This is a genomic window from Luteibacter sp. (genome assembly GCF_036500425.1).
GTDB lineage: Bacteria > Pseudomonadota > Gammaproteobacteria > Xanthomonadales > Rhodanobacteraceae > Luteibacter.
In genome coordinates this window covers 23,756-50,066 of the sequence record NZ_DASYCB010000014.1, presented here as the reverse complement: position 1 = coordinate 50,066, position 26,311 = coordinate 23,756, and the positions used below count along the sequence as shown (strand labels likewise).

Genomic DNA, 26,311 nt, shown 5'->3' with positions numbered 1-26,311 from the left:
GCGGCGCCCTATCGCGGCCCTGTCGACCCGCGCACGACCAGTTCCGCCGACAACACCCGCTTCCGCGGCGGCACCTCGGGGTCGTTGAGCAACTCGATCAGCATGGTCATGGCTTCGCGCCCCAACGCGTTCTTTGGCTGCGCCACGGTAGTCAGCGACGGCGAGGTATAGCGCGAGAAGCGGATATCGTCGAAGCCGACGATGGAGACGTCTTCCGGCACGCGTAGCCCACGCGAGATCAACGCACGCATCGCACCGATGGCCATCTCGTCGTTGGAACAGAACACAGCGCTAAACGGATGGCCCTGCGAAAGGAACAGCTCGATGGCGCGTTCCCCCGCCTCGATCGAGAAGTCGCCCACGGCGGTCAGCGCTGGATTGAACGTGAGCCCGGCGCGCTCGAGCGCGAGATGGTAGCCCTGCTCGCGATCCACGCAGATCGGGCTCGATGCAGGGCCGGCGATGAAGGCGATCTCACGGTGGCCCAGGGTCACAAGGTAATTCACGGCGTTGGTGGCCGCGGCGACGTTGTCGATGTAGACGCTCGAGATCGCGCTGTCCTTGACGTATTCGCAGGCGTTCACGACCGGCAGCCGGCCTTCGAAGGGAATGTTCGGTATGCGATGGAACATGGTGACAATGCCGTCCGCCTGGCGTGCAGCGACCATGTCGGCATACGCCTGCTCGCGGACCAGGTCGCTCTGCGTTTCGCCCAGCAGGACCGAATAGCCGGTCTCGTAGGCCACCTGCTCGATGCCACGGATCACTTCCGAGAAGAACGGATTGGAGATGTCGGGCACGAGGGCGACGATCAGCCGCGTGCGCGCGGTGCGGAGGTTGCGGGCCAGCGCGTTCGGCGTATAGCCCAGGCGCTTCACCACCTCGTGGATGCGTCGGCGCGTTTCTTCGCTAACGATCTCGGGACGCTGCAGTGCGCGCGATACGGTCGCGACCGATACATTCGCGATCGCGGCGATCTCCTTGACCGTGCGCACGCGTACAGGCTGCGCCGCAGCATTCGGCGGAACGCCTTTCTTCTTGCGCTTTCCACCCTCCGAACTCACGCGATCCATCTCCCTCTTTTGTGCAGCGCAATGTAATGGATTACATGAAATCGTTGCGTAGGCGTTTATCCATCTGTTACATATCTTTGCATGTTCGGGCCGCCCTGCGACAGCGCGGCCCATGGGGCTACACCTTTCCGTACATGCGACACGATCCAGCGCCGATGCCCTGAAAATGTAATCGAATACATTTGCGGGCGGAGGTACATCGGGGGATAAATGGCAGGCCAGTCGACCACGACAAGCGCCAGGACGGTAAACCGATGAAATCACTTGGCATGGGGCTCGTCGGCCCCGGCTTCATCGCCGCGCATCACCTCGACGCCGTGCGCCGCCTGGGCGATGTCCAGATCGTCGGCATTGCTGGCTCCAGCCTTGCCTCCGCACAGAAGCGGGCCCGCGAACTGGGCGTGGGACGGGCCTTCGGCAATTATCAGGACCTGCTGGCTGATCCTGCCGTGCAGGTGATCCACAACACCACGCCGAACCACCTGCACCGCGAGGTTTCACTCGCCGCGCTGCGCGCGGGCAAGCATGTCATCTCCGACAAGCCGCTTGCCGCCACCATGCAGGAAGCGCGAGAGCTCTACGAAGCCGCCCGCGACGCTAACCTCGCCCACGTCGTCACCTTCAACTACCGCGGCTATCCGCTCGTGCAACAGGCACGGGCGATGATCGCAAAGGGCAAGATCGGAGCGAGCGTGTTCGTGCATGGTTGTTACCTGCAGGACTGGCTCACCGACGAGCGCGCGTACACATGGCGCCTCGATCCCAAGCTCGGCGGGGCCAGCTCGGCGCTCGGCGACATCGGTTCACACTGGTGCGACCTGGCCGAACACGTCACCGGCGCGCGTATCACCGCCGTGCTGTCCGATCTGCACACCGTCGTGCCCGTGCGCGAAGTACCGGCCACGTCGGCCAAAGCCTTCGCCGGCGCGGCGAAGAAAGCCGCGCAGAAGCGCAAGATCACCAGCGAAGACCTCGCCACCGTGCTGCTGCGTTTCGACAACGGGGCGCGCGGCTGCGTCACCGTCGGCCAGGTGCTTCCTGGCCACAAGAACGACCTGCGCCTGGAAGTGAATGGCCGCGAGGCCTCGCTGGCCTGGCGCCAGGAACAGCCCAACGAACTCTGGATCGGTAACCACGCCAAGCCGAACACGGTGCTGACGCGCGATCCGTCCCTGCTCGATCCCGCCGCACGCGGTTACGCCCACCTGCCCGCGGGCCATCCCGAAGCCTGGGCCGATGCGTTCCGTAACGTCATCGCCGATGCCTATGCATGGATCCGTAGCGGCGCCACACCCGGCAAGAAGCCTGCCGCGTTGCCCACCTTCGCCGATGGTTACCGCAACAGCCTGGTGATCGACGCGATGCTCAAGAGCCATGCCGCCGGCGGTATCTGGCAACTGGTCGAAGACCCTCTCGAACCCACACGTACCACGAGGAAACGCGGATGAAATGGCGCCTTAGAGTGATGATGCTGTTTGAGTTCGCGATCTGGGGCGCGTGGTACGTCACGGTCGGCACCTGGCTCGGCAAGACGCTGCATTTCACCGGCACGGAAATCGGTGCCGTCGCCGGCACTACGGCCATCGGCGCGATCATTTCGCCCCTTTTCGTCGGCTTGCTCGCCGATCGCCTCTTCGATACGCGCCGCGTCCTTACCCTGCTGCACATCATCGGTGCGGTGTTGCTCGTGGTCGCCGCGCAACAGACCTCGTTCGGCCTGGTCTACGCCGCCCTGCTGGCGTACAGCCTCTGCTACATGCCAACGCTGGCGTTGACCGCCTCGCTGGCCATGCGCCACATCAGCGACCCCGAGCAGGAATTTGGCGCGATCCGCGTGTTCGGCACCATCGGCTGGATCATCATGGGCCTGATCGTCGGTGCATGGGGCGTGGAAGCCACCGCATCGCCCCTGCTCCTCGCGGCCGGGCTGTCGGTGGTGATGGCGGGTTACTGCTTCACCCTGCCCCCGACGCCGCCGCTTGCACGCAACACGCGCTTCGAGATGAAGCATGCGTTGCCGCTGGAATCCCTGCACCTGCTTCGCGATCGTTCGATGGCCGTGTTCGCCCTTGCCTCGTTCCTGATTTGCATCCCCCTGCAGTTCTATTACGCGTTCACCAACCTGTTCCTCAATGAGGTAGGCGTGGTCAATGCCGCCGGCAAGATGACCGGTGGGCAGATGTCCGAACTGTTCTGCATGTTGCTCATCCCCTGGTTCTTCCGGCGCCTGGGCGTCAAGTGGATGCTCGCCGTCGGTATGCTCGCCTGGGTGGTGCGTTACGCCGCATTCGCTTACGGCGATGCCGGCAGCATGATGTGGATGTTCTGGATCGGCATTGTCTTGCACGGCATCTGCTTCGACTTCTTCTTCGTGGTGGGCCAGATCTACATCGACCGTGAAGCGCCGCCCTCCCTGCGCGCAGCGACCCAGGGCCTGATCACCTTCCTGACCTATGGCCTGGGCATGTTCGTCGGCTCGTGGCTTTCCGGCGCGGTCGTCCAGGCCTATACCAAGGGTGACGCCGCCCACGACTGGACATCGATCTGGCTGATCGCCGGTGCCTTCGCCGCTTTCGTTTTCGTCTTGTTCGTCGTGATGTTCAAGGATCGCAAGGTAGCGGCGCGTGCGCCCGTGACCCAAGCCAACTGATTGAAGGAAAACCGTTCATGGTGACTCGCAGGCAATTCCTCACGCGCTCCGCGCTGTGCGGCACGGCGTTGGGCCTGGGCCTTGCTGCCCCTTCCAAACTCCTCGCCGCCGCGGCCAAGGGCAAAAGCATGGGCATCCAGCTCTACATGGTGCTCGACGCTTACCAGAAGGACCCGGTCGGTACGCTCAAGACGCTGAAGTCCATCGGTTACACGGAAATCGAAGCGATCGTCACCAGCACGGCCGAAACCCTGCGTGACCAGCTGAAGGAAGCTGGCCTGGCGTGCCCCAGCATGCATTTCGATAGCCTCGGTTTCGACAAAGGCGTTCCCGCTGCCCACACCTTGGGTTCGAAGTACATCGTCAGCAGCATGCTGCCCGCGATCATGCAGAAGGAAAAAGGCGGTAGCGGCGACCTGACCTATACGCTCGATGATGCCAAGCGCACGGCCGAGTACGCCAACCGCCTCGGCGAGAAGGCCAAGGCGGCGGGCCTGCAGTACGCGTATCACAACCACCATGCCGAGTTCACCGATGTGGGCGGCGGCAAGGTGTTCTACGACGTACTGCTCGCGGAAACCGATCACAAGCTCGTGCAGTTCGAACTGGATTGCGGCTGGGTCCACGCGGGCGGCAAGAATCCCACCGATTACTTCAAGGCCAACCCGGGCCGCATCCCGCTGATGCATGCGAAGGATTTCCTACCCGGCAACGCCAAGGATTACCCCGGTGCAGAGCTTGGCCGCGGCACACTCGATTACAAGCCGATCATGGCCGCGGCGGACGCCTCCGGACTGAAGCACTGCTTCGTCGAACAGGAGGGCCCCTTCGCCCGCATGAGTTCGCTCGATGCCGCCCGCGTCGACTTCGCCTACCTGCAGCCGCTTCGCTAAGGAACACGCATGGAAAAGAACACATTCGACGCCATCGTCGTCGGTACCGGCGTCAGCGGTGGCTGGGCTGCCAAAGAGCTGACCGAAAAGGGCGTGAAGACGCTCGTGCTCGATCGCGGCCCGATGGTCAAGCATCTCGATTACCCGACCGCCATGAAGGCGCCGTGGGAGCTGCCGTACGGTGATGAGCCGACCCAGCACGATCTCGCACGCTGGCCGAAGCATACGCGCCCGTCGTTCTACGGCATCACCCAGTCGACCAAGCACTGGTTCGTCGACGACATCGACAACCCGTACGAAGAAACCAAGCCGTTCGACTGGTTCCGTGGCTACCACGTCGGCGGACGCTCGCTGATGTGGGGCCGCCAGAGCTATCGCCTTAGCCAGATGGACTTCGAGGCCAACGGCAAGGAAGGCGTGGGCGCGGATTGGCCGATCCGCTATGAAGACATCGCTCCGTGGTACGACCACGTAGAGCACTTCATCGGCGTCAGCGGCAACAACGATCACCTGGCCCAGCTGCCGGATGGTGATTTCCTGCCGCCCATGGACCTCAACTGCGTCGAGAAGGATTTCCAGGGCAAGCTGGACAGCAAGTTCAACCGCAAGCTCATCATCGGCCGCACTGCCAACCTCTCGGCACCGCTCAAGCACGACCAGAGCCCGCAACGCGGCACCTGCCAGTATCGCAACCTGTGCATGCGCGGCTGTCCGTTCGGTGGTTACTTCAGCAGCAACTCGTCCACCCTGCCCTCCGCCGAGCGCACGGGCAACATGACGATGGTGACCAACGCCATCGTGTACGAGCTGATCTACGACAACGACAAGGGCAAGGCCACCGGCGTGCGCGTGCTCGATGCGGAGACCGGGCAGCAGACCGAGTACTTCGCGAAAGTGATCTTCATGTGTGCGTCGACCTTCGGCACCGCGCACATCCTGATGAATTCGACCTCGAGCCGCTTCCCCAACGGGTTTGGCAACGATAGCGGTGAGCTCGGTCACAACATCATGGATCACATGTTCGGCACCGGCGCGCGCGCCATGGTCGAAGGCCATGAAGACCGCTACTACTCCGGCCGCCGCCCCACCGGCTTCTACATTCCCCGTTATCGCAACATCGGCACCGACAAGCAGAAGTACCTGCGTGGTTTCGGCTTCCAGGGCGGCGCGGGCCGTCAGGACTGGACCCGTCTCGTCCAGGAACAGTTGCTGGGACAGGACCTCAAACAGGCCGCCCAGGAACCAGGCCCGTGGTACGTCTCGATGATGGGCTTCGGCGAGATGCTGCCCTCCCATAAGAACTTCGTGACGCTGGATCGCAACCACAAGGACAAGTACGGCTTGCCCGTGCTGAACTTCGATGCCGCGCACCAGGAAAACGAAAAGATGATGGGCAAGGCCATCATCGACGACGCGATGGAGATGCTCACCGGTGCGGGTTATCGCGACGTGAACCACTTCACGATGAAGGCCAACGTCGGTGCCGGCATCCATGAGATGGGTACCGCGCGCATGGGCCGGGATCCGAAGACTTCGGTGCTCAACGGCTGGAACCAGATGCATGCCTGCAAGAACGTCTATGTGACCGACGGCTCGGCCATGGCCTCGTCCGGCTGCCAGAACCCGTCCCTCACTTACATGGCGCTGACCGCACGTGCGGCCAACCACGCCGTGGAAGAACTCAAGCGCGGCAACCTCTGAGGATATCGCCATGAATCGTCGCGAATGGTTGAAAAGCATGTCCGCGCTGGCCGTCGGCGCCCTTGCGGCTCCGTCGTTGTTGGCCGTGTTCGATGCGCATGCCGCATCGAAAGCCCCGGGTGCCAAGCCCGAGTTCTTCAATCCGGCCCAGTACAGCCTGGTCGGCGCCGTGTCGGATATCGTGATTCCACGCACCGACACCCCGGGCGCGGTCGACGCGGGCGTACCGCTGTTCATGGACCAGCTGTTCAAGGCCGTCTACAACAAGGCAGACCAGGCGCGTTACCTGACCGCCCTTGCCGCCTTCGACAAGGCGGGTGGCAAGCCCTTCCTCCAGCTCGATCCGGCCCAGCGCACGGCACTGGTCACGAAGCTGCACGCGGAAGCAGTGGCCGCGCCGAAGGGTTCCACGCTGTCACCCGCGGCCGACTTCGTCATGATGAGCAAGAAACTCACGATGCTGGGCTTCTTTCTCTCACAGCCGGGTTGTACGCAGGTGCTGCAGTACGACCCCGTCCCCGCCGCGTGGAAGGCGGATATCCCGCTGTCGCAGGCCGGCAACGGCAAGGCATGGGCCGTCGAGGCCGAACTGAAGATCTGACATGAAGACATTGAAAGGCCCAGGCATCTTCCTCGCCCAGTTCGCATCGGATGAGGCGCCGTTCAATACGCTGCCGGAGATCGCCCGCTGGGCGGCATCGCTCGGCTTTGTCGGCGTGCAGATCCCGTCCAACGATGCACGCCTGTTCGATCTCGAGCAGGCCGCGGCGAGCAAGACGTATTGCGACGATATCGCGGGGATGCTCGCCGAGCACGGGCTGGCAGTGACCGAACTGTCCACGCACCTGCAAGGGCAGCTGGTCGCATCGCACCCGGCGTACGATCCCCTGTTCGATGCCTTTGCCCCGCCTGCGCTGCGTGGCCACCCCAAGGAGCGCCAGGCGTGGGCAGTGGAGCAGCTCAAGCTGGCGGCCAAGGCGAGCCAACACCTCGGCCTGACCGCGCACGCCACGTTCTCCGGCGCGCTGGCATGGCAGATGTTCTACCCTTGGCCGCAGCGGCCGGCAGGCCTTGTGGAAGAGGCCTTCGCGGAACTCGGCAAGCGCTGGAAGCCGATCCTCGATGCCTTCGACGAGGCGGGCGTCGACGTCTGCTACGAGCTGCACCCGGGTGAGGACCTGCACGATGGCGTCACCTTCGAGCGGTTCCTCGATGCGGTCGACCATCATCCGCGCGCCAACATCCTGTTCGATCCGAGCCACATGGTCTTGCAGCAGATGGACTACCTGCAGTTCATCGATAACTACCACGCGCGCATCCGCGCCTTCCACGTGAAGGATGCCGAGTTCCGGCCCAATGGACGCTCGGGTGTGTATGGCGGCTACCAGAACTGGATCGACCGCCCCGGTCGCTTCCGTTCGCTTGGCGATGGCCAGATCGACTTCGGCGCGATCTTCAGCAAGCTCGCGCAGTACGACTACCCCGGTTGGGCCGTGCTCGAGTGGGAATGCTGCATCAAGGATGGACAGCAGGGCGCGAAGGAAGGCGCACCCTTCATCCGCGACCACATCATCAAGGTCACCGAGCGTGCCTTCGACGACTTCGCCGCGAGCGGCAGTGACCGCGCCTTCAACCGAACCATCCTGGGGCTCGAATGACCACGCCGGATAACACTCCTGACATCGGCCGCCGTGCGGCGCTGGGCCATCTCGCGACCGCTGCGGCGGCGTTTGGCGCCGCACCGCTGATCGCCTCCGCCGAGACGCTTCCCGGCAAGGGTGCTTCGGGCAAAGCCGGCCCCGGACGTCTCAAGCAATCGTTGAGCCGGTGGACCTCGAAGGCGCCTTTGCCGGAGCTGTGCAAGCGTCTTAAGGCTCTCGGCTTCGTCGGTGTCGATCTGCTCTACATGGACGAATGGTCCACGGTGATCGACAGCGGCCTTACCGTATCGATGGGTTATCCCGCCAAGCGCGAGAACTTCATCGAGATGGGCTTCAACGATCCGGCCAATCACGCCGCGCTGCTGAAAGAGCTGGAAACCACGATTCCGCTCGCCAAGAAGGCCGGCGTGCCCAACGTGATCACGATGTTCGGTAATCGCAAGGCGGGTATCGATGATCGCCAGGCACTCGACAACTGCGTCGCGGGGTTGTCAAAAATCGCTCCGCTCGCCGCCGAGAACGGTGTCACCGTGTGCGTCGAGCTACTGAACAGCAAGGTCGACCACCACGGCTACCAGGGCGACAGCACGAAGTTCGGTGTCGAAGTGATGAAGGGTATCGGTTCGCCTAACGTCAAGCTGCTCTACGACATCTATCACATGCAGATCATGGAAGGCGACGTGATCCGCACCATCCGCGACAACATCCAGTGGATCGGTCATTTCCACACCGGCGGCGTTCCTGGCCGGCACGAAATCGACGGCACGCAGGAACTGAACTACCACGCTATCGCCAAGGCGATCGCCGATCTGAACTACCAGGGCTTCATCGCGCACGAGTTCATGCCGGCGCGGCCCGACTCCTTCGAATCGTTTGCAGAGGCCTTCAAGATATGCACGGTATGAACCTCCTTCGCACAGGTGCCGCCACGCTTTTCGTCCTCGCTGCCGGTACGTCGGCCGCGTGGGCGCAGACCGATCCCAAGGATCCGAAGGCCACCGAGCAGTGGACACCGGTGCCGAAGGTCGTCACGCCGGGCAACCCGAACAGCGCGCCGCCCTCCGATGCCGTGGTGTTGTTCAACGGCAAGGACATCTCCCAATGGGAAGCCTCCAAGGATCATTCGGCTGCCCACTGGAATGTCCATGATGGCGTGCTCACCGTCGACAAGACGTCGGGCAACATCCAGACCAAACAGAAGTTCAAGAACTATCAGCTGCACCTCGAATGGCAGGTACCCAAAGACATCACCGGCGAAGGGCAGGGGCGCGGCAACAGCGGTGTTTTCGTCGCTTCGACGGGTCCTGGCGACGAGGGCTACGAAGTCCAGATCATGGATTCGTTCAATAACCCCACCTACGTCAACGGCCAGGCGGGCAGCGTTTATAAGCAGGCTGCGCCGCTGGTCAACGCCATGCGTCCGCCGGGTGAATGGCAGACCTACGACATCGTCTGGACTGCACCGGTGTTCGCCGCCGATGGCTCGGTGAAATCGCCGGCGTATGTCACGCTGTTCCATAACGGCGTGCTCGTTCAGAACCATACGGAACTGACCGGTGAAACGTTCTATATCGGTAAGCCCACCTACAAGCCGTACACCGAGGCGCCGATCAAGCTGCAAGCGCACGGCGATCACTCCAAGCCGATCAGCTTCCGGAATATCTGGGTCCGCCCGCTGGACTGAAGTCGCCTAGCCAGGCGTCGCGATCTACCGCGACGCCTGGTCATCCGCGACATGAGATGAGCGCCGCCAGTCCGCGCGGCGCGGTATCGGCAACTCCTGTCCGTCCCGCCATAGATATATGTCCGTAAAAATACCTATGCCCTTAGGTTGAGGGCCAGCGGGCTATGACCTACAACCGATCGGCTTAGCTGACTGTAGTGGCGCCGCACGTTTAAGATCAGACGCGGCCCTAGCCGCCCGCGAGAGATCGTCGACGTGAATGACAACACCGGCACCGATCTGCCTGCAGATATCGCATCCTGGGATGTATCGCCTCAGTGGCGCTTTACAGCGACAGCTATCCTTACCGTAGTGCTCTTTTTGTGCGTTGCCCTGAATTTGCTCGCGAGCACAGCACATTTATATGACCCCAGAAGCTCCAACGCCATTCGCGGTCGCCTTGCCGAACTTCCGCAGCTACACGCTATTCATGAATTTCTTGCCAATGAAGTCGGTGTCGGAAAGCAGCCCGCGCGACTGCAGCTTCAACCGCCAGTCTTAATCGATGACTCGTATGGGGAGGCCATACGAAACTACGATCAGTTTTGGCGGGATTTTGAAGGCGCGCTCATGGCGCTGCGGCGCGTTGGAGATCGCGACGATTTCACATGGGATAGTTATTGTCGATATCAGGGAAAAACCGGGGATGATCCGACTAGTGTCGAAGACTATGAGTCGTCGACCAAGGCGCAGAACGGCGTGCCTTCTGATGGCGGAATGTCCGGAACCTCCCCAGAGATATCCACCGATAACGCCGGACCTTTGCAGGAAACCGCACCGCCTCACGATTCGGTTACGGGTGGAGTGTCGGGAGTTAGAACGCCGCTCGTTGAGGCGCTATGGGCGCTCGAAAGTACGGAGCAGGCCGCAAAAAGAACGGGTTTGCTCGAGCGCCCGTTCAGTGTGGCCACTCTGAGCGATATCTCTTTCACTGCCTCGATAAGCGATCGCAAGATCGCATTTATTCGTGTACTGAAAGTCCTGATGAAGAGTTTCCCGAATAGCTGGATGTGCATCCATCCGGAATTCATCACTGATTTCCTCGCGCAGAGCGAGAATGACAGACGCAGAACCAATGAAGGCTTTGCCGATTTCGTTAATGCCCTTCAAGCTGGCGGTGACGGCAATCCCTATGCAACCCTCACCAGGGATCAGTACAGCGCCTACGAGACCAACCGCCTAGCCGAACTAAAGCAACTAATGACCGATGCATCAGGAGGAACTCCCTTATCGATCAAGGAGTGGCTTCCTGCAATCGGTTGGCTTGACCAACTCAAACTGTCGCCTTGGGCAGTCGGACTAGGCTACCTAGTCTGCACAGTCTCATTGATCTATCTTCGACAGCGCCTTATCACGCCGGGCGCGGCGCTTCTTCAGGATGCTGGCGGCTTATCGTTGATGCTCGGTCTGCCACAACCATTCAAGGGTCGGATGTCCCTGTGGGTGAACGCTATGTCCTTGATTTTTTCGCTGGCTCCTCTAGCGCTCCTCCATTTCATTGTCTTCCTGCAATGGCGCTATGCCTCGGAGATAGGCGGCATCATCCCGAGTCGCGAATTTGGGGGAATGCTCTTCGTCGACGATGAGTACTCAATGGTCGGGGCAGCTGGAATCAAACAGCTGATTACACCGAATACTTCTGAGCTTTTCGGGTGCGCCGCGGCAACACTGGCAGCGTTCGTATTCGTCGCCCTCCGCGTGTGGACGATTCGACGGGGAGCATCTCTTCGTAGCTAGGCATCCAACCTGCTTGCCGCCTTCGACAGGACGTGAGGGTAGGAGCTCACGGGGCCCAAGGCCGGCCTTGGTGCAGAAGGCGACAACGTGGCGCATTTTCGGCGAATACCCGAAATGTAGGGGCTAGTTCGCACGCAACCGAAAGTATCTGCGCCTGAATCGTGGCATGCTCGGCCGCATATCTTCTTTCCGGGCTCAGGAACAGGCGTGAAGGGAAGCACGACAACCCAAAGGATGGCCCACACCTTCCACTGGTCCCGTTGGGGCCAGCACCTGGCCATCGCCGCGGTATATGCCGCGTGCTACGAGCTGACCCTTTATTTCTCCTTCCCCCAGTGGCTATGCACGGCAGGCCTGCGCCTTGCTTGCCTGCTGTTGCTGCCGGTGCGTTTCTGGCCGGCGCTGGTCCTCGGCGAAGGCCTGCCCCTCCTCGAGAATGCTTTGCTTTGCGCCCCAAGGTTCGGCGCGCCCTGGGCCGTGGCCCAGGCCGTACCGATGGTCGTGCTCTGGATGGCCCTGCTAAAACCCATGCGTCGGCGCTGGTCGCTCTACGACGCGAGAGGCGATGTGCGCATGTCCATGATCCTGTGGGCAGCCTTGGGCACCGCGATGATCACCGCGTTGTCCACCACGGTCCGCCTGATCCTGGCCTTGCAGCACACGCCCGGCAAATGGCCTGACATCGTGCCGGCAGACTACTTCTTCGCTTACTTGCTGGGCGCCTATCTGGGTGCGCTCACCCTGACCCCGCTGATCCTCGCCCTGCGCGAACGCTTCCGTCGACTGCAGGGTGCGCCGCTGACCTCCACGGTCGTCTGGCGCAGCCCGCTCCTGCGCGACACCCTGTGCTGGGTGCTTCCCGTGTTGATGGCTCTGGTCTGGCTCGCCATGGCGACCCACCACGATGGCGTCCGCCTCGCTGCCCAGTTGGCATTGATGGTGCCCGTCATCGGGCTCGCCTGGCGGCACGACTGGCACGGCACGGCCGTGGGTGGCATGGTCGCGAGCGTCGCCCTGGCCATCACGGCCAACGATCTGCTTGACCCGGCGACCCTGCGGGTCCAGGTGCTTCTGTCGTTGATGCTGTCCATCGCCCTCTGGATCGGCGCACGCGCCCTGCGGCGGAGCCCATCGCTCACCGCTCCGGCATCGCAGGAGCGGTGAGCCCAGAAAGCCGCGCCGCTTAAGGCCGCTGGATGGAGCACTTCGCCGGGTTATCGCACTTGGTCGGCGGCTCCGCCTGTCGTGCGGAACCCTGGTGCTGCGGGCTCGCTGCCACCGCCACGCTCATGAAGAACATGCAAGCAAGACCGGCAGCCAGAAAGGAAGAACGATAGAAAGTACGCATAAAGCCTCCGACACGTTGATGGGAGGCTTTAGCGTAGCGCCTGAAGTGAAACGCGGGCTACGATCTGAATTGCTCATTCATTTAGTGCGACACCTATAGACATATTCGGCAACGATGTGAATTCCATCGATTGATTTGCCTTAATTGCAGTTCGGCCAAATCCCTCTTCATGCGTTTCAGTCACGGCTTGAAAAGATTTGTGTCATCAAAGACACGTAGATCCTGCTCGAGTAGCGGGACTTGATAGCCCGACATGCCGTGTGCCACGTTACGCGGAGTGCCTCCCGGAGCGATGTGATGTGATGCGATGCTCGCCTGTCCTGCGTGTCTTCTACCTCTTTCTGACAGCCTTCATCGCACCAAGCCTTGCCGCCACCGAGGCCACACCGGCCACCCACATTGCATTGGGTGATTCCGTCGCTCCCTTGAACGGACCATGGCGGTTCCATGTCGGTGACGACCCCAGGTGGTCTTTGCCGACCTATGACGACGGCGCCTGGGAGACCGTCGATCTCACACCCGCTCCGGGGTCACACGACGGCGATGTCGGGCTGCCGGGTTATGTCACTGGATGGAGCCAGCGCGGGCATGCCCACTACACCGGTTATGCGTGGTATCGGCTGGATGTCACTGTGGAAAACGCTGGGGGCAAACCGCTCGCCCTGGCAGGCCCCACCCTGCTCGATTCGACGTACGAGCTTTTCGTGAACGGAACGCGCGTCGGAGGCCCGGGCGACTTCGCAGGCAAGACGCCATCGGTCTACAGCGTTCGACCTGTGGTGTTCGCGATGCCTTCATCGGTTACTGCGGGCGTGCGGACCTATCATCTCGCTTTCCGCGTCTGGATGGATCCCATCGATGCCGGCGATGAAAGTGGAGGCATCCACGTCGCCCCCATGCTGGGCGATACGGAAAGCATTGAACGGCTGCACCAGGTGCAGTGGCTACAGACGTTCAAGGGCTACGTCGTCGATGCCGCCGAACCCGTTGCGTTTGTGTTGCTTGCGATCATGTTAACGGCCCTGATCAAAAGCCGGGACCACCCTACGCATGCCTGGCTGGCGATCGCGCTGATCCTTCTTGCCCTGCTCCGCGTTAACCAGGTGCTTTTCTATTGGACGCCTTACTGGAGCCTGCGTAACTATGACATTGCAGTCACCGTACTGTTGAGGCCGCTGGTGCTTGCATCGTGGGTGCTGGCATGGCGCGACTGGTTCGGCCTCACGCGCCATCCTTGGCTGCACAATGCAGTGACCGTGCTCACGACGGCTTATGTGGTTTCCGCGTGCCTTGGCAGGCCATGGGTCAACACGGCGCATGGCGTCGTCGTTGCCACTGATGTCCTCGTCGCTGGCGCACGTATCGCGCTTGCGGCGCTCTATCTGTGGGTCATCGGCCAAGGCGTGGCGCGCTCGATGAAATGGCCCGACTATGTTGCAGCTTTCGCCGCAGTCCTTGTGGGCATTGGCCTCTTTGCCACCGAGGTAAATGCCCTCGGGGTTCCGGGTATCTGGTTTCCGTATGGCACCGGCGTGGCAAGAGGTCAGGACGCCTACGCGGCATTTATTCCGCTCATGTTTGCGTTGATCCTGTGGCGCCTTTCCAGATACGCACGTCGTGATGACTAACCCGGCCTTCCGGACCCTACGGGACTAGAACACGCCATGGCTCTTAGACACGTTCTCAGCACGATTCACCTCCGATATCAGGCATCACCCGATGTGACGCTCACCCCGTGCCGGCGAACCTAGCGACGGGCGCATGGACGATGCGTTGGCCAGCCATCGCCCAAGGAGACTGTCTCCCCCGCATGGCCACGCACGACACGACATCGAGGTCACCCCATGAAGAACCTGCTTCTCAAGAGCGTTGCTATGGCTTGCCTGCTGGGCTCATCCCTCTCCGCCTTTGCGGGCGACCCCGCGCCTAAGGGCTGGCTGATGGTTCGCAGTGGCGCAGCCAATACGGATGAAAACTATAAAAAGGAAGAGAGCGACAGCAACGGAAAACTGGAACGTGTGTCCGTACTCTGCGGCAACTTCAAGAAGTCGGATGTCGACCAGCTCATCGCCTCCGATCGCACACGTGGCTACGACACCTATTGGACATCCACGACGACGTTGGTGATCAACCTTGGGGGCACGGTGGAGAAGGATCCGCTGCCGAAAAATCCCAACCACTGCCTTATCAACGGCATCAAGGTGGGGCCGCTCAAGGGCATCTGGGCTGACTAATCATGACGTGGCAGCTCAGGCGAACACGTCATTGCAGGTAGCAGGTGTTCGCCTGACTGCGCTAGTTAGCGGGAACTGAGGGGGATTTCACATTCAGCCATTGCAGTGCGCGCCGTACCCACGCTGCCGCTGGCGCCTGGTTCCACACGAACGTTCCCACGCTTTCCGCTGGCATCGTGTAGTCGAAACGGATCTTCCCTTGTGCCACGGAAAAACGCCGCGCTTTCGTGTTGATATTCACCACCACCATGACGATCGATCCGTCGTAATCATTCTGGAACACGACATTGGCAAGACCCTTGTCGGCATCCGTATCGGTAGAGCGAACACGAACCGCGCCAGGCAGCACGAATCGACTGAAGTGAGCGATGGCGTAATACTCGTCGTTACGCGTCACTTCACCGGTCTGCGAATCGATCGTGATCAAGCCTTTGCACAGACGGCAACCGCCGAACTGCGGACCGTGGTTTTCATCGAGCGCGAGGTTCCAGTAAATGACGCCACGGGCCCACTGCCGCGTGCCGGTGACCAGCAGGTTGCGTGAGAACCACAACAGCTCGCCGTTCATATCCAGTGGCCAATCGCCACCGGTGCACTCGGTGATGTAGGTGTCTTTATCGGGATGAGCGCGGTGCACCTTGCCTTGCTCGAACGGACTGCCTTCGTAGCAGTGCCACGCGACTCCATCGACATAGCGTGCGGCGCCGGGGTCGGCCAGTACGGCCAGCGGTTGCGCAGGAACCGCCCAGTTGTGGTCCCATTCAAGAATTCGCGTCCTTGGCGTCCGGCTGGCCAGCTTGGGGCCCAACGACTTGATCACGCTAATACGTGTGGCCGGATCCATGATCATCCCGGGGTAGCTCACGGGTGAGTAGAGCGGCTCGTTCTGCAAGGTCAGGGCGAAGATCGGAATGCCCTGGCCGCGGTAAGCGTCGACGTAACGCGTGAGGTAGTCGGCATATGCGCCGTGATACTGCTCCTGGAGCTCGCCGCCGATCAGGTTCTCGTTCTCCTTCATCCAAGCCGGTGCGGTCCACGATGAGGCCACGATGAGCATGCCCGGATTAATCGCCAGCGCCTGCTTCACCACCGGAATCAGGTAATCCAGGTTTGGCGCGAGGTTGAAGTGGCGCATCTGCGGATCGGTTTCGCCGAACGGCATGTCGTCCAGCGTGTACACGTTCAACGAGAAGTCTGATGCGCCGATGGTCAAGCGCATCATATTCATGTTCAAGTCGGGAGGTTCGCCGTACAGCTCTTCCAGCAATGCGTGCCGTTGCGAGGCACTCATCCGGTTCTTGATCAGCCACGCCGACGCATCCGTCATCGACGCGCCAAAGCCGTCCATGACCTGATGCCGTGTGTCGGTATCGACAACGATATCGGCGTCTTCCGTGCCGCGGGCGAACAGAGGGATATCGGTCTGGGGGGCCAGCTTCAACCGGTGGTCGGCCGTGCTCAACCAAAGCGCGACGGCTGGCGTGAAGGGCTTCACGGAGGTGACCGCCTTGCGGCTCTCCACAGCCCGCCAGGCACGCGGGGCGTACAACGCCGCCAACGTGAGCAACACGATCAAGGTGATGAAGACCGCGGCGACCCGGTTGGTTTCCCGGCTTCCCTTATCCACCGCGGCCGCTCTCCCCAACACTCATGCTCACTACGCGTGATCCCCTGGCTACCGCCTGCGGCGCCGGCATAGGCAACCCCGCAGGCTATTGGAAGCCAGTTTACCGCAAGCAAGCCGCCGGCTGTCCTGCCTCTCCGCGCACCTCGCCGACGTTGTCACCCCGGAATTTCGGGCTCCACCAGCAGCGTCAGCAGCTGTAGCGATTCCTGCCAGCCGAGGTAGCACATCTCCACCGGGATCGCGTCAGGGATGCCCTCCTGGGTGATGTGCAGGTCGACGCCCATGGCCAGCTTCGTGATCACCACGGTGGTGATCATCTGGCCTGGAAGGTTCGGATCATCGAAGACATCGGTGTAGCGCAGGCGCTCGCCGGGCACGACCTCGAGGTACTTGCCGCCGAAAGCATGGCTGTTGCCGCTCGTGAAATTCGTGAACGACATCTTGAAGGTGCCACCCACCTGCGCGTCCAGGTGGTGCACCTTGCAGGTAAAACCGTGCGGCGGCAGCCACTTGGGCAGCGCATCGGCATCGGTGAAGGCCTTGAACAGGCGCTCGGGCGTGGTGCGGAGGACGCGGTGCAGCGTGACAGTACCCATGGTTTCCACCTCGTTGTGTGAGCAGAGGACATCCCTCTATCCCAGACGTCGAACGGCGGTCGCCGATTTCGACACCCCTGTCAGTGTACCGGGTCGGGAAGTGATGCCGCCTGCAATGCGCCTACCGTCACATGTCCGGTCCAGTCCTCGAAGACGTTATCCGCCTGTTTGTCGATGAACTGCACGACGGTGGTCGTCGGTGGGCACGAAGGCGGTGCCTTACCGTTCGCGAGGTCGCGGAAGTCCTGTGACCCGGCCATGCAGTAGCTATTGCCACCGCTGGTTTTCAATGCGGCCATCCCATCGTGGTAACGCGTTTCAGCGCGGGGCGCGGCAACCGCATCCGCATAAGTACGGCGCATGTCCGCCAGGTACGCGTCGGCCCGGCGCAGCTCATTTGGCTTGAGCGTCGCCTTCAATGCATCACGTGGCTGTACGAAGCGGGGCGTATCGCGTTCTGCGGCCAGGGTGAACCATGCGTAGGCCAATGGCCGATCCATCGGCTGGTGGTCACCATTGAGCGCCATGATGCCGAGGACGTACTGCGCGGGTTTGCTCGCCCAGCCCGCCGCTTCCTTGAAGAATCGCTGCGCGGCTTCCGTGTGCTGGGTACCGTAGTTCTGCGCGCCCAGACAATAGAAATAATCGCCCGGCAGGAACTTCTCCATGCCGATAGCGCATTTTGCATCGGAGAGCTGTTGATCCGTGACGTGGTCTGGCGTGTCATCGGCATATGCCCCCATGCCAACCAGTAAAAACGTGGCGATGAAAAATGCCTTCGCTGCTCGTTTGATGTGCTTCATGTATCGCTCCATACGTATTGCTGGCTCCCATTCCAGCCTCCCCGCGACGCATGGTTTATCACTTCACGCAGTGGTGCGATACGACAATATTTTGCGAGGTTTTCACGGCGACCCAAGTTCCATGGCGGCTTGCTGAAGTGGCATTCCGGAGACTCGCAATAGACCCGTGTACGGCGCCTCAAGCTCCATGACCAGGAAGATCGAGCCTGAGAAGGCCAGTGCCGCGCAGAACAGCACGATGCGTACCGAGGCGTTGTGCATGGCGAACGCGCCCATGCCGAGGAAGATCAGGACGATCCACGCGGTCACCACGACGAGCAGGGGCAGCGGTTCCGAGGACTTCTCATGCTCGGAGGTGAGGATGCGTTCGCGCGCCAGTTCGGCCGAGCATTCAAGGGCGCGATGCTGGAACCACCACTGCGCTTCGGTCGTCGGACGCAGGTCGAGAATCTTCTGCTGCAACCGGGTGATGATGCTGAGGCTGGTCTGCGGCAGTCGGAAGACGATCTTTTCCATCTCGCCATCGGGCGCCACGCGCGCGGTGGCGCGGGCGAGGAAGGCACGCAGGTCTTCCCGGATCGGCGCCGTTTCTGATCCATAGCCTGAGAACGCGCGATCAAGCAGCAGGGTCGAGGTGGCGACGCCGACGATATCGTCGTTAGCGCGGTCGAAGGTCGCCCGCGCGGAAGTCACCATGAAACCCAGGACCAGGGCCGCGAGCGTGGCCATCATGCTGATCCCGAACTGGGCCGACTTCTGCGCCTCGTAGACCCGGTGCTCCTCGGGAAGGTGCCGCGAAATCCATGCACCCAGGTAGAGGCTGAGGCAGGCGAGCAGGAGCACCCCCAGTGAAACGACGATCGCGAACATCGATGCCCCCAGCAGTGTTAGCGCGCGGCAGCCCGGCGTACGTCGCATGGTCACCGCAGACGCGCGCGCCGGCTTTCGAAATAGCACGGTCCCGGTGAGGGCCGCGCCCTGACCTGCCAGGCCGGTCGGCCCGGGGTCCCCGCCTGTCGGCGGGGGTGGCGTCACTGTTATCCTGCCGAGCTATTTGGCGGGAGCGTCGCCGGGTGCGAAGCGCAGCTACAACGCGGGTTCCGCGGATGGCCACATTCGGGGCTGCCCTACGCCTGTGGGCGGCCCTGCTCGTACTCTCCGCGCTCGTGGTCCTGGCCTCGGTGTTGGTTGGCGGCGACGGATCCACGCTCAGGGCCTCCTGGGCTGGCCTCATTGGCGCGGCCGACACCCCCATGCGCAGCATCGTGCACGAGCTGCGCATTCCGCGTGCCCTGGCCGCGTACGGGGTCGGTGGCCTGCTCGCGCTCTCTGGCTGCCTGATGCAGATCCTCGTCCGAAATCCCCTGGCCGATCCTTACACCCTGGGTCTGTCAGGGGGCGCCGCCGTGGGTGCGCTGGGCGCCATGCTGGCCGGCGCCGGTGCGATGGTCACCGCAGGCGGCGCCGCCCTGGGTGCGCTGTTCGCCTGCGTGGCCGTCTTCGTGCTCGCCCACCGCGACCTGATTGGCCGCCGGCGCACCGCCCACCGCGATGACGCCACGGACCTGATCCTGATCGGCGTCATGCTCGCCTCCGGCTTCGGTGCCATCGTCAGCATGATGCTGGTCCTTGCCCCGGACCGGAACCTGCGCGGCATGCTCTTCTGGATGATGGGCGATCTCAGCGGCGTGGCCAGCCCGTGGCCTCCCCTTCTGTCGATGCTTGCGGGACTCCTCGCAGTAGCGCCACTTGGCCGGCAGTTGAACCTGCTCGCACGTGGCGAAGAATCGGCAAGCGCCCTGGGCGTGCGGCCCAACGCGGTCAAATCCGCCATCTTCGCCATCGCGTCGCTGGCCACGGCGGTTGCCGTGACCACGGCGGGAACCGTCGGCTTCGTCGGCCTGGTGGTGCCCCATGCGCTGCGCCGCCTGGTCGGCAACGACCAGCGCGTGCTGATCCCCGCCAGTGCCCTCTGTGGCGGCATGCTGGTGGTGATCGCCGATGCCATCTCACGCATCGTGGCCGACCCGATCCAGTTGCCGGTGGGCGCGGTCATGGCGATCATCGGCGTGCCTACCTTCCTGTTCCTGCTGGTCCGGCGCCGGTGAGCGCCATGCTCGCCACCGAGCGCCTGCGCCTGGCCGTTCGCGACCGCCAGCTGGTCGATGCGCTGGACCTGCGCATCGAGCCGGGCCAGGTGTGGTGTGTGCTCGGCCCCAACGGTGCCGGCAAATCCACGCTGCTGCGCACACTGGCCGGCCTGCGCGCTGCCGAGGGCGGCCGCGTGCTGCTCGAGGGTCGAGACGTGGCGAGCTGGAAGCCGCTCGACCTCGCGAGGCGGCGCGGTTTCTTGCCGCAATCGGTGGTCGATGCCTTCAGCCTGACCGTGATGGAAGCCGTGACCGCCGCGCGCCACCCGCGTCTGCCGTTCTGGGCGTGGGGCGATGAAGACATGAGCACCGTGCGCGCGGCCTTGTCGCGTTTCGAGCTCGAAAGTCTCGCTGAGCGTGACATCACCACGCTATCGGGCGGCGAGCGCCAGCGCGTGAACATCGCAGCGCTGTTCGCGCAGGACGTCGACGTGATGCTGCTGGACGAGCCCTTGTCGTCGCTTGACCTGCACCACCAGATGAAGACGCTGCATGAGCTGGTCCTCGCATCGCGCGCCGGTCACGCCGTGGTATTTACCGTTCATGACATCAACCTCGCCATGCAGCATGCGACGCATGCGGTACTGCTGGACGGCCATGGCGGCGCGCTCGCCGGCACGAAGGACACCGTGGTGACACCCGCCCACCTTACCGCCGCGTTCCATCACCCGATCCGCGGCATCACGATCGATGGCGAGGTGTTCTTCCGCGCCGCGCGCCTTACGGATACCCGACCATGATGCGTTCCCTCGTTCTGCTCGCCCTGTTGGCCACCGGGGCGGCCAACGCCGCCATCCGCGTGACGGACGATGCGGGACGCACGGTCACCTTGCCTGCACCGGCGCACCGGATCGTCAGCCTGGCGCCGAACATCACCGATACACTGTACGCCGCGGGCGCGGGCAGCTTCGTTGTTGGCACCTCGCGCTTTAGCGAGCACCCCGATGCAGCGCGCCACATCCCCGTGGTCGGCGATGCCACGATGCTCGATCTCGAGCGTATCGTGGCGCTGCGGCCCGACTTGATCATGGTATGGAAAAGCGGCACGCCCGCCGCGCAGGTGGATAAGCTCGCGCGCCTCGGCATCCCCATTTATTACGCGGAAACGACGCGACTGGTCGATATTCCCGCGGCCACGCGGCGGTTCGGTCAACTCGCCGGTACCGAGGCGGTGGCGAACGCCAACGCTCTCGCGTTTACCCGGGCCCTGGACGGATTGCGCAGCGCCTTCATCGGCAAGAAGCGACTGAAAGTGTTCTTCCAGATCTGGGACCGGCCGTTGATGACGGTGGGACGCGCGCAGATGATCTCGGACGCGCTCGACCTGTGCGGTGGCGAAAGCATCTTCAACGACCTCACCCAGGCTGCACCGACCGTCGGCCGCGAAGCCGTGCTGGCACGCCAGCCGGACGTGATCATGACGGCGGGTGGCGAGGGCGACTCCCTCGCGCCGTGGAAACAGGCAGGCGCGCTGGCCGCCGCCCGCTACGGTAACGTCATGGTCATTGATGCGCCGACGCTGGCACTGCCTTCGCCATCGATCCTGCCCAGCGTGCGCACGCTCTGCCTGAAGCTCGACGAAGCGCGCCATCGCACGCCCTAGGCCGGGTCTTGCGGCTGTCATCACATTTGCCGTGGTTACATTTTAGCCGCTGACCCACCGGCCGTACTGATGACCGACGCTTTTCCACCTGCCGTGAATCGCGATCTCGCCTGGCTCGACGGTGGCGGCGAACTCGGCGCGTTGATTCGCGCGTTCCACTGGGAAACGACGGAACTGGGCCCGCTGGCGACCTGGCCGCAAAGCCTGCGCACCGCGACCAGCCTGCTACTGCTTTCGCCGGTTCCCATCGTGCTCCTGTGGGGTGAGAAGGGCATCATGATTTACAACGATGCCTACTCCGTGTTCGCGGGCGGACGCCACCCGCAGCTGCTGGGTTCTGAGGTGCGGCAGGGCTGGGACGAGATCGCGGATTTCAATGACAACGTGATGCGCGTGGGCCTGGCCGGCGGCACGCTTGCATATAAGAACCAACGCCTGACCTTGCAGCGGCATAACAAGCCTGAGTCGGTGTGGATGAATCTCGATTACTCGCCGGTGCTCGACGAGAGCGGCATGCCCGGCGGGGTGATCGCCATCGTCGTGGAAACCACGGAATACGTGCGTGCCGAAGAACAGAAAATGGAGGCACTGGGCAGTCTCACCGGTGGCATCGCACACGATTTCAACAACCTGCTCATGGCGGTCCAGGGCAGCCTGGAGCTGCTGCGCGAGCGCATACCGCAGGATCCGATGCTGCTCCGCCTGGTCGATAACGCCCGCGCCGGGGCAGAGCGTGGCAGCTCGCTCACCCGCCGCATGCTCGCCTTCGCACGCCGCCAGGACCTGAAGGCGGAACGGGTGGACCTCCGCGTGCTTATCGACGGTATGGCCGAGGGGATGCGGCGCTCACTCGGTAGCACGATCACGGTTGAAACCCATTTCGCGAAGGGCCTTCCCGCCGTGGAAGCCGATGCGAGCCAGTTGGAATCGGCACTGCTCAACCTGGCGGCCAATGCTCGCGACGCGATGGATGGCGTAGGAACCATCGTCATCACGACGAGCGAGGCGTGGGTCAATCTCACCGATGAACGCCTCCCGGCGGGTCATTATGTACGGCTGGCGCTGTCCGATTCGGGTGCGGGCATGGACGAGCACACGCTGAAACGCGCGACCGAACCCTTCTTCACCACGAAAGGTGTCGGTAAGGGCACCGGGCTCGGCCTGTCCATGGTGCACGGTCTGGCCGAACAGCTCGGCGGCATGCTGGTACTGCGCAGCCAGCCGGATGCGGGTACGACGGCGGAGATCTGGCTGCCGGCGATGGCAGCGACGGCGTCTATGGACATCCCGCGTGCGGAGGAACCGCTATCCAGGCGGCCGGGTACGGGAACGAAGCGGCTCAGCATCATGATGGTGGATGACGATGACCTCGTCCGTGATACCACGGTGGAAATGCTCGAGGACCTCGGCTATGACGTCGTAACGGCGAGATCAGGCGCGGAGGCTTTGCGCCTGCTGGTGGATCATCCCGTGGATGTCGTGGTGACGGATCACGCCATGCCGCATATGACCGGCGCTCAACTCGCCATGCAGCTGCGCGATCGCTCGCCATCGCTGCCGGTGATCATCGCCACCGGCTACGCCGACCTGCCAGCCGGCGTGCGGCTCGAGCGGCCCCGCCTCGCCAAGCCCTATTCGCAAGCGTCGCTCGAGGAGGCCATCGTCCGCGCGTTGCCCAGCGAGGGCTAGGCCTCAGGCCTTGGCGACGATAAGCCAGGCCGGCGCCCAGCTGTAGTCGTGCACGTGGCTGGTTGAGGCCACGCGGTAGCCTGCGCGCACGAGTTCCTCCTGCCACGCGCTGATCGGCTGCTCCCAGTTCGACGGCGTGGTGGCGCGTAACTGGCCAAGCAACATCGGGGCGAGGAAGCCGCCGGCGACCAGCGGCGCATCCTCGCCGTATTCGCGCGCAGCGCGCTCGTAACGGGCCGCCAGCGAGCTGAAGCGCTCGCCGGCGTTGGCGAACAACGGCACGTCGAACTCCACGATCGCCAGGCGAGTGACATGGCGGCGTAGCCGCTTGAGTGCGGTGAGTCGCTCCCCCGGTGGGATCGATTGCAGCGCGAAGGTGGATTGGGCGAGATCCCAGCGCCGCTCTGGCGCCAGCTGGGCAAGGAACGCCTGAAGGGTGAGTTGCCAGGCTTTGCCGGCCGGCAGGCGCGGCCGCAGCGTATCGAGCAAGCCGCCAGAGGGCTCCACGACATCCACGGTGGCCGGCGCCCGCCGGGTCTGTCCTAGCGCGGGCAACAGGGCCATGCCGTCGCCCACGCCGATATCGAGCAGGCAGCGCGCGCCGAGTTGTTCGTAGAGGCGGGCCAGCGCCGCGCTTACCTCGGCATACAGGGGCGGGTTGCCTCCGGCGCGGATGAATACCTCGAAGGCATGCGGTTGATCGTACGCGCCGTGTTCGCCCTCACCGGTGGCCGCGTGCGACAGCGCCACGGCCATGAGCGAGCCATCGCGGCGCGCCTGCGCCAGCCATGGCCGCGCATCGCCGTGTTCGGCGAGCAGGCGGAGGGCGTGGGCAAGCGCTGCGGTCATCGGCGGATTGTAGGCCACCGATGACCGTGGCAGGTTCAGGGGTGCGCGTCAGCGGACTTCGGCGCGAGGCGGTAGCGCTGGTGGCTATACGCCCAGCTGGGCCACAGGGCGTGGGCCAGGGCGACCTTTTCCAGTTGCGGGTCCACGGCCTGCGGATCGAGTTTCTCGCCTTCCACGCCGTAGTGGTATTGCGTCGGCGGCTGGTTCGGGCGAAGGACCAGCAAGGTATCGCCCTTCAGGTAACCGTAGTTGTCGCCGTACTGCATGATCGCGCGGTCGGGATAACGCTGGGTCAGGTCGGCACCGAGCATCGGGTGCTCGCTGCTGATGCCGATCAGCGAAAGCAGGGTCGGCGCCAGGTCGACCTGGCTCACGATGTGCTCGTCTTTCTTCACCGGCACGCCCGCGCCCAGGATCAGCGCCGGGATGTGGAAATGCCGCACGGGCACCAGGCTGGCACCGAACACCCGTGCATCGTGGTCGGCCACGATCAGGAAAACGGTGTGGCTCCAGTACGGCGACGTCTTTGCCTTCGCGAAGAACTGGCCGATCGACCAATCGGCGTAGCGCACGGCATTGGCGTTGCTGGCCGGTTCGCCCTCGGGCGTGATGCGTCCCGCCGGGTATTCCCACGGCGTGTGGTTCGACACCGAGAACGCGACAGTCAGCGTCGGCTTGTCGCCATCGTCGAGCAGGCGCTGGTGCAGCTCATTGAACATATCTTCGTCGGAGGCGCCCCATGAGCCGACAAAGCCCGGCTTGGTCTTGAAGCTGGCGCTGTCGACCACTTCGTTGAAGCCGTTGCCGAAGAAGAACGAACGCATGTTGTCGAAGTGCGCTTCGCCGCCGTAGAGGAAGCGCGTGTGGTAACCGAAGGTATCGAGCAAGGCGCCCAGCGTGAAGAAATCGCGCTGGCTACGCGGCAGCTTCAGCACGGCTTCGGCCGGCGTAGGCAGGAAACCCGTGGTGACCGCCTCGAGCCCGCGCGCGCTGCGCGTACCCGTGGCGTACGTGCGTTCCAGCCACCAGCCATCGTTGGAAAGCTTGTCGAGCTCCGGCGTGTAGCCCGCGCCACCCAGGCTGCCGACGAACTGCGCCCCCAGGCTCTCCTCGAGGATGATCACGAGGTTGAGCGGCTTACCATCCTGGCGCGTGGCCACCTGCTTGTGCAACGAGGGATAGTCGGGGTTGAGCGGCGCGCCGGTGAACCCTGCGGTATCACGGACGATAGCGTTCATTTCGGCATCGGGTAGCTTGCCGTACACCGCCGAGGCGGAACGTTCGTTACCGAGCGCCAAGGCCGCGTTGAGCACGTTGTAGAGTGAGTTCAACGGCAGCGTGTTGACCATGGCATCGTTGGTGAAGGCCACCTGCGATGCGTTGAGCGGTCGATGCTGCAGCGTGCCTCGCCCGGCGAGGAACAGAACGCAGAAGACGAGGACCGTCGCCACCGGGCGCATCCAGCCGCGCACGGCGCGCGCATCCGGGCGCCGCGTCGGCAGCAGCTTGAAGCCCATCCAGGCGATCAGCGCGAAGACGACCAGGCCCGCGCCGACCGAGAGCTTGTAGCCGTTCCACAGCATGGCCGCGACTTCATGCGGGCTCGTCAGGTACTCGAAGTACAGGCGATTCGGGCGGGTGTCGTACTCGACGATAAATTGCGGCGTAGAAACCTCGAGCAGCACATAGAGCAGCCACCACAGGCGAAGCCACCACGCGGTGATACGGGTGGGCCACGCCCGGTGGCCCAGCCACGGCGCCAGCAGGGCCGGCACCGCGATGACCATGGCCAGCAGGGACAGATCGATCCGCCAGCCACCCAGCAGCACGGGCCAGAGACCGCCCGCATCATGGACTCGGGTCCACTGCCATGCGGATAAGCCCAGGCGGGCCAGGGTCAGGAAGACGAGGACAGCGGCGACGAAACGCCAGATTAGCTTGCGCACAAGGGAGTTCCGGGCTGGGCGCGGCGCG

23 protein-coding genes are annotated in these 26,311 nt (G+C 63.3%); 16 read left to right on the top strand and 7 right to left on the bottom strand.

The genetic code is table 11. The features are described from left to right. Window positions 1–8: 8 nt before the first annotated feature. Window positions 9–1,064: a LacI family DNA-binding transcriptional regulator gene (locus tag VGN46_RS02735; protein WP_331640364.1), complete on the bottom strand. Its 1,056-nt coding sequence runs from the start codon at window positions 1,062–1,064 to the stop codon at window positions 9–11. A gap of 263 nt (window positions 1,065–1,327) precedes the next feature. Here VGN46_RS02735 and VGN46_RS02730 point away from each other — a divergent pair, with 263 nt between their 5' ends. The 12 genes from VGN46_RS02730 (at window position 1,328) to VGN46_RS02675 (ending at window position 15,020) form a co-directional block, all read left to right on the top strand. After that, window positions 1,328–2,521: a Gfo/Idh/MocA family oxidoreductase gene (locus VGN46_RS02730; protein WP_331640362.1), complete on the top strand. Its 1,194-nt coding sequence runs from the start codon at window positions 1,328–1,330 to the stop codon at window positions 2,519–2,521. Further along, window positions 2,518–3,723, top strand: coding sequence for a nucleoside permease (locus tag VGN46_RS02725; RefSeq protein ID WP_331640360.1), 1,206 nt, complete (start codon window positions 2,518–2,520; stop codon window positions 3,721–3,723). Before VGN46_RS02730 ends, VGN46_RS02725 begins: the two co-directional genes overlap by 4 nt. Window positions 3,724–3,740: 17 nt before the next feature. After that, the gene (locus VGN46_RS02720; protein WP_331640358.1) at window positions 3,741–4,616 is read left to right on the top strand and encodes a sugar phosphate isomerase/epimerase; all 876 of its coding nucleotides are present in this window, start codon (window positions 3,741–3,743) and stop codon (window positions 4,614–4,616) included. A 9-nt stretch (window positions 4,617–4,625) separates the two neighbouring features. After that, complete coding sequence (locus tag VGN46_RS02715) at window positions 4,626–6,317, top strand: GMC family oxidoreductase (protein ID WP_331640356.1); 1,692 nt, start codon at window positions 4,626–4,628, stop codon at window positions 6,315–6,317. Window positions 6,318–6,327: 10 nt separating this feature from the next. Then, window positions 6,328–6,918 carry a gluconate 2-dehydrogenase subunit 3 family protein gene (locus tag VGN46_RS02710; protein ID WP_331640354.1) on the top strand — a complete coding sequence of 197 codons (591 nt, stop codon included), beginning with the start codon at window positions 6,328–6,330 and terminating at the stop codon, window positions 6,916–6,918. Window position 6,919: 1 nt separating this feature from the next. Then, the gene (locus VGN46_RS02705) at window positions 6,920–7,975 is read left to right on the top strand and encodes a sugar phosphate isomerase/epimerase (RefSeq protein ID WP_331640352.1); all 1,056 of its coding nucleotides are present in this window, start codon (window positions 6,920–6,922) and stop codon (window positions 7,973–7,975) included. After that, window positions 7,972–8,883, top strand: a complete 912-nt coding sequence (locus VGN46_RS02700; protein ID WP_331640350.1) for a hydroxypyruvate isomerase family protein — start codon at window positions 7,972–7,974, stop codon at window positions 8,881–8,883. The genes VGN46_RS02705 and VGN46_RS02700 overlap by 4 nt, the downstream gene beginning before the upstream one ends. Then, window positions 8,880–9,662: a DUF1080 domain-containing protein gene (locus VGN46_RS02695; protein ID WP_331640348.1), complete on the top strand. Its 783-nt coding sequence runs from the start codon at window positions 8,880–8,882 to the stop codon at window positions 9,660–9,662. The genes VGN46_RS02700 and VGN46_RS02695 overlap by 4 nt, the downstream gene beginning before the upstream one ends. A gap of 255 nt (window positions 9,663–9,917) precedes the next feature. Continuing rightward, window positions 9,918–11,438, top strand: a complete 1,521-nt coding sequence (locus VGN46_RS02690) for a hypothetical protein (protein ID WP_331640346.1) — start codon at window positions 9,918–9,920, stop codon at window positions 11,436–11,438. A gap of 234 nt (window positions 11,439–11,672) precedes the next feature. After that, the gene (locus VGN46_RS02685; protein WP_331640345.1) at window positions 11,673–12,602 is read left to right on the top strand and encodes an MASE1 domain-containing protein; all 930 of its coding nucleotides are present in this window, start codon (window positions 11,673–11,675) and stop codon (window positions 12,600–12,602) included. Window positions 12,603–13,046: 444 nt separating this feature from the next. Continuing rightward, window positions 13,047–14,414, top strand: a complete 1,368-nt coding sequence (locus VGN46_RS02680) for a hypothetical protein (RefSeq protein ID WP_331640342.1) — start codon at window positions 13,047–13,049, stop codon at window positions 14,412–14,414. A 216-nt stretch (window positions 14,415–14,630) separates the two neighbouring features. Next, window positions 14,631–15,020, top strand: a complete 390-nt coding sequence (locus VGN46_RS02675; protein ID WP_331640340.1) for a hypothetical protein — start codon at window positions 14,631–14,633, stop codon at window positions 15,018–15,020. A 61-nt stretch (window positions 15,021–15,081) separates the two neighbouring features. Here the strand turns inward: VGN46_RS02675 and VGN46_RS02670 are convergent, their stop codons facing one another. From VGN46_RS02670 to VGN46_RS02655, 4 genes are all read right to left on the bottom strand, one after another. Then, window positions 15,082–16,647, bottom strand: a complete 1,566-nt coding sequence (locus VGN46_RS02670) for a glycoside hydrolase family 30 protein (RefSeq protein ID WP_331640338.1) — start codon at window positions 16,645–16,647, stop codon at window positions 15,082–15,084. A 155-nt stretch (window positions 16,648–16,802) separates the two neighbouring features. Next, window positions 16,803–17,243, bottom strand: coding sequence for an SRPBCC family protein (locus VGN46_RS02665; RefSeq protein ID WP_331640336.1), 441 nt, complete (start codon window positions 17,241–17,243; stop codon window positions 16,803–16,805). 80 nt (window positions 17,244–17,323) lie between these two features. After that, entirely contained in the window at window positions 17,324–18,046 is a 723-nt protein-coding gene (locus VGN46_RS02660; protein WP_331640334.1) for an SEL1-like repeat protein, read from the bottom strand. A 102-nt stretch (window positions 18,047–18,148) separates the two neighbouring features. Beyond that, window positions 18,149–18,916 carry a hypothetical protein gene (locus VGN46_RS02655; protein WP_331640332.1) on the bottom strand — a complete coding sequence of 256 codons (768 nt, stop codon included), beginning with the start codon at window positions 18,914–18,916 and terminating at the stop codon, window positions 18,149–18,151. Between the two features lie 236 nt (window positions 18,917–19,152). Here VGN46_RS02655 and VGN46_RS02650 point away from each other — a divergent pair, with 236 nt between their 5' ends. The 4 genes from VGN46_RS02650 to VGN46_RS02635 all read left to right on the top strand — a co-directional run bounded on the left by VGN46_RS02650 (window position 19,153) and on the right by VGN46_RS02635 (window position 23,488). Beyond that, entirely contained in the window at window positions 19,153–20,154 is a 1,002-nt protein-coding gene (locus tag VGN46_RS02650) for an iron ABC transporter permease (RefSeq protein ID WP_331640330.1), read from the top strand. Between the two features lie 5 nt (window positions 20,155–20,159). Next, window positions 20,160–20,936, top strand: coding sequence for an ABC transporter ATP-binding protein (locus tag VGN46_RS02645; RefSeq protein ID WP_331640328.1), 777 nt, complete (start codon window positions 20,160–20,162; stop codon window positions 20,934–20,936). Next, a complete protein-coding gene (locus tag VGN46_RS02640) occupies window positions 20,933–21,799 on the top strand; it encodes a cobalamin-binding protein (RefSeq protein WP_331640326.1) in 867 nt (288 codons plus the stop codon). Before VGN46_RS02645 ends, VGN46_RS02640 begins: the two co-directional genes overlap by 4 nt. Before the next feature lie 69 nt (window positions 21,800–21,868). Continuing rightward, window positions 21,869–23,488, top strand: coding sequence for a response regulator (locus tag VGN46_RS02635; protein WP_331640324.1), 1,620 nt, complete (start codon window positions 21,869–21,871; stop codon window positions 23,486–23,488). A gap of 3 nt (window positions 23,489–23,491) precedes the next feature. Here the strand turns inward: VGN46_RS02635 and VGN46_RS02630 are convergent, their stop codons facing one another. Together VGN46_RS02630 and VGN46_RS02625 are read right to left on the bottom strand one after the other, a co-directional pair. Further along, window positions 23,492–24,337, bottom strand: a complete 846-nt coding sequence (locus VGN46_RS02630; protein ID WP_331640322.1) for a class I SAM-dependent methyltransferase — start codon at window positions 24,335–24,337, stop codon at window positions 23,492–23,494. Window positions 24,338–24,372: 35 nt separating this feature from the next. Then, the gene (locus tag VGN46_RS02625) at window positions 24,373–26,283 is read right to left on the bottom strand and encodes an LTA synthase family protein (protein WP_331640320.1); all 1,911 of its coding nucleotides are present in this window, start codon (window positions 26,281–26,283) and stop codon (window positions 24,373–24,375) included. Window positions 26,284–26,311: the final 28 nt, after the last annotated feature.